2 rRNA genes are annotated in these 3,998 nt (G+C 59.8%); both read right to left on the reverse strand.

Annotated features, from left to right (window positions below):
• Nucleotides 1-90: 90 nt before the first annotated feature.
• Nucleotides 91-3,180: ribosomal RNA gene (locus tag WCD74_RS29795) — 23S ribosomal RNA — on the reverse strand.
• Nucleotides 3,181-3,590: 410 nt separating this feature from the next.
• A 16S ribosomal RNA gene (locus WCD74_RS29800) occupies nt 3,591-3,998 on the reverse strand; the annotation flags it as partial.

The raw sequence follows: 3,998 nt of genomic DNA on the forward strand, positions 1-3,998 counted from the left end.
GTGTGGGTGGGTGTTTCGTGGATGTGGACGCGAGTCTTTGTGCTGGTGCTTGGTGTTGTAGCCCGACCTGGTGTGGGTGTTGGTGGTGTGTCGGGCAAGTCCTCGGCCTATTAGTACCAGTCCACTGCATACCTTGCGGTACTTCCATGTCTGGCCTATCAACCCACTGGTCTGGTGGGGGCCTTAACCCTCATGGGGGTGGGAGACCTCATCTTGGAACGGGCTTCCCGCTTAGATGCCTTCAGCGGTTATCCCTTCCGAACGTAGCCAACCAGCCGTGCCCCTGGCGGGACAACTGGCACACCAGAGGTTCGTCCGTCCCGGTCCTCTCGTACTAGGGACAGCCTTCCTCAAGTCTCCTGCGCGCGCGGCGGATAGGGACCGAACTGTCTCACGACGTTCTAAACCCAGCTCGCGTACCGCTTTAATGGGCGAACAGCCCAACCCTTGGGACCTACTCCAGCCCCAGGATGCGACGAGCCGACATCGAGGTGCCAAACCATGCCGTCGATATGGACTCTTGGGCAAGATCAGCCTGTTATCCCCGGGGTACCTTTTATCCGTTGAGCGACACCCCTTCCACCAGGAGGTGCCGGATCACTAGTCCCGACTTTCGTCCCTGCTCGACCCGTCGGTCTCACAGTCAAGCTCCCTTGTGCACTTGCACTCGACACCTGGTTGCCGACCAGGCTGAGGGAACCTTTGGGCGCCTCCGTTACCCTTTGGGAGGCAACCGCCCCAGTTAAACTACCCACCAGGCACTGTTCCTGGACCAGATCATGGCCCGAAGTTAGATGCCCAGTTCGACCAGAGTGGTATTTCAACGGCGACTCCACCGCCACTGGCGTGGCCGCTTCACAGTCTCCCACCTATCCTACACAAGCCGAACCGAGCACCAATACCAAGCTGTAGTGAAGGTCCCGGGGTCTTTCCGTCCTGCCGCGCGTAACGAGCATCTTTACTCGTAGTGCAATTTCGCCGAGTCTGTGGTCGAGACAGCGGGGAAGTCGTTACTCCATTCGTGCAGGTCGGAACTTACCCGACAAGGAATTTCGCTACCTTAGGATGGTTATAGTTACCACCGCCGTTTACTGGCGCTTAAGTTCTCAGCTTCACCCCGAAGGGTTAACCGGTCCCCTTAACGTTCCAGCACCGGGCAGGAGTCAGTCCGTATACATCGTCTTGCGACTTCGCACGGACCTGTGTTTTTAGTAAACAGTCGCTTCCCCCTGGTCTCTGCGACCCCACCACCCTAGCCCGCAAAGGGGCTTCAGGTGACCGGGTCCCCCTTCTCCCGAAGTTACGGGGGGATTTTGCCGAATTCCTTGACCACAGTTCGCTCGAACGCCTCGGTATTCTCTACCTGACCACCTGTGTTGGTTTGGGGTACGGGTCGCGTAGGAACTCGCTAGAGGCTTTTCTCGGCAGCATGGGATCACTCTGCTTCGCCTCAACGGCTATGCGTCACGTCTCAGCCTGTATGGTGCACGGATTTGCCTGTACACCGGCCTACACGCTTGCACCAGTACAACCACTCACTGGCGGAGCTGCCCTCCTGCGTCACCCCATCGCTTGGCTACTACCAGGCAGGATCCCGCGCTCCCCCCGCGACTCCCGAAGGAGTCTTGGGGCTCGGGCGGTTAGCACACCTGGGCTCGCCATGGACGCGCCTACACGAGCACGGGAATATCAACCCGTTGTCCATCGACTACGCCTGTCGGCCTCGCCTTAGGTCCCGGCTCACCCTGGGCGGAAAAACCTGGCCCAGGAACCCTTGGTCATCCGGCGGCAGAGTTTCTCACTCTGCTGTCGCTACTCATGCCTGCATTCTCACTCACACGGGTTCCACGGCTGGATCACTCCGCCGCTTCACCACCCGCATGACGCTCCCCTACCCAACACCACCACCGTTAGGTGTCCGTGGTGTTGCCGCGGCTTCGGCGGTGCGCTTGAGCCCCGCTACATTGTCGGCGCAGGACCACTTGACCAGTGAGCTATTACGCACTCTTTCAAGGGTGGCTGCTTCTAAGCCAACCTCCTGGTTGTCTGGGCGATCCCACATCCTTTCCCACTTAGCGCACGCTTAGGGGCCTTAGCCGGCGATCTGGGCTGTTTCCCTCTCGACTACGAACCTTATCGCCCGCAGTCTCACTGCCGCGCTCACGCTCACCGGCATTCGGAGTTTGGCTGACTTCAGTAAGCTTGTAGGCCCCCTAGGCCAACCAGTGCTCTACCTCCGGTGAGTACCACGCGACGCTGCACCTAAATGCATTTCGGGGAGAACCAGCTATCACGGAGTTTGATTGGCCTTTCACCCCTACCCACAGCTCATCCCCCAGGTTTTCAACCCTGGTGGGTTCGGGCCTCCACACCGTCTTACCGGCGCTTCACCCTGGCCATGGGTAGATCACCCCGCTTCGGGTCTAGAGCACGCGACTCGACCGCCCTGTTCGGACTCGCTTTCGCTACGGCTACCCCACACGGGTTAACCTCGCCACGTACCGCTAACTCGCAGGCTCATTCTTCAAAAGGCACGCCATCACCCATACAAGTACGAGCTCTGACGGCTTGTAGGCACACGGTTTCAGGTACTGTTTCACTCCCCTCCCGGGGTACTTTTCACCTTTCCCTCACGGTACTCGTCCGCTATCGGTCACCAGGAAGTATTTAGGCTTACCGGGTGGTCCCGGCAGATTCACAGCGAATTCCACGGGCTCGCTGCTACTCGGGCACGCCACCACGCGATGATGAACAGTTTTCGTCTACGGGGGTCTCACCCTCTACGCCGACGCGTCCCAACGCCTTCGACTAACCATCCACCACCACGCCCGGGGTCAGCAGCCCCCGGACATGACGCCCCACAACACCCCACCAGCAACACCTGCCAGCTATCACACAAGCGGGGTTTAGCCTCTTCCGCTTTCGCTCGCCACTACTCACGGAATCACTGTTGTTTTCTTCTCCTGCGGGTACTGAGATGTTTCACTTCCCCGCGTTCCCTCCACCCGCCCTATACATTCAGGCGGGGGTGACAGCCCATGACGGCTGCCGGGTTACCCCATTCGGACACCCTCGGATCACAGCTCGGTTGACAACTCCCCGAGGACTATCGCGGCCTCCCACGTCCTTCATCGGCTCCTGATGCCCAGGCATCCACCGTGCGCCCTTGACAACTTGACCAACACACCACCAACCACCACACCCCGCATAACACGAAGCTGTGACCGTCGCGGTGCACAACACAGTCGAACTACAGTCATCAAGCAAAACCAGAAAAAAGATGCTCGCGTCCACTATCCACTTGACAAACCCACCCGCAGACCACCACCAGCACTGCACACCGCGCAGACCAGCGATGACTGCCCAGAGAGAAAACACGACCCCCACACCCACCGGGTGCAGGGGCCGGGTCGTCCTCTCAGGACCCAACAGTGCGCCGACGTTCCATGCTCAGTTCCACATCAATCCAGTAAGCAACCACCAGCCCCTGCACGGGACCGGCAGCCCTCTCGTCGCATCCCGCCGGCCGCCACCCGAGATAGGTGACAATCACCGACGACCATGTCGACGATCCGAGGCGTGCTCCTTAGAAAGGAGGTGATCCAGCCGCACCTTCCGGTACGGCTACCTTGTTACGACTTCGTCCCAATCGCCAGTCCCACCTTCGACCGCTCCCCCCACAAGGGTTGGGCCACGGGCTTCGGGTGTTACCGACTTTCGTGACGTGACGGGCGGTGTGTACAAGGCCCGGGAACGTATTCACCGCAGCGTTGCTGATCTGCGATTACTAGCGACTCCGACTTCACGGGGTCGAGTTGCAGACCCCGATCCGAACTGAGACCGGCTTTACGAGATTCGCTCCACCTCACGGCTTCGCAGCCCTCTGTACCGGCCATTGTAGCATGTGTGAAGCCCTGGACATAAGGGGCATGATGACTTGACGTCATCCCCACCTTCCTCCGAGTTGACCCCGGCAGTCTCCCATGAGTCCCCGGCAT

It is taken from the genome of Actinomycetospora aurantiaca (assembly GCF_037401875.1).
Classification (GTDB): Bacteria; Actinomycetota; Actinomycetes; order Mycobacteriales; family Pseudonocardiaceae; genus Actinomycetospora; species Actinomycetospora aurantiaca.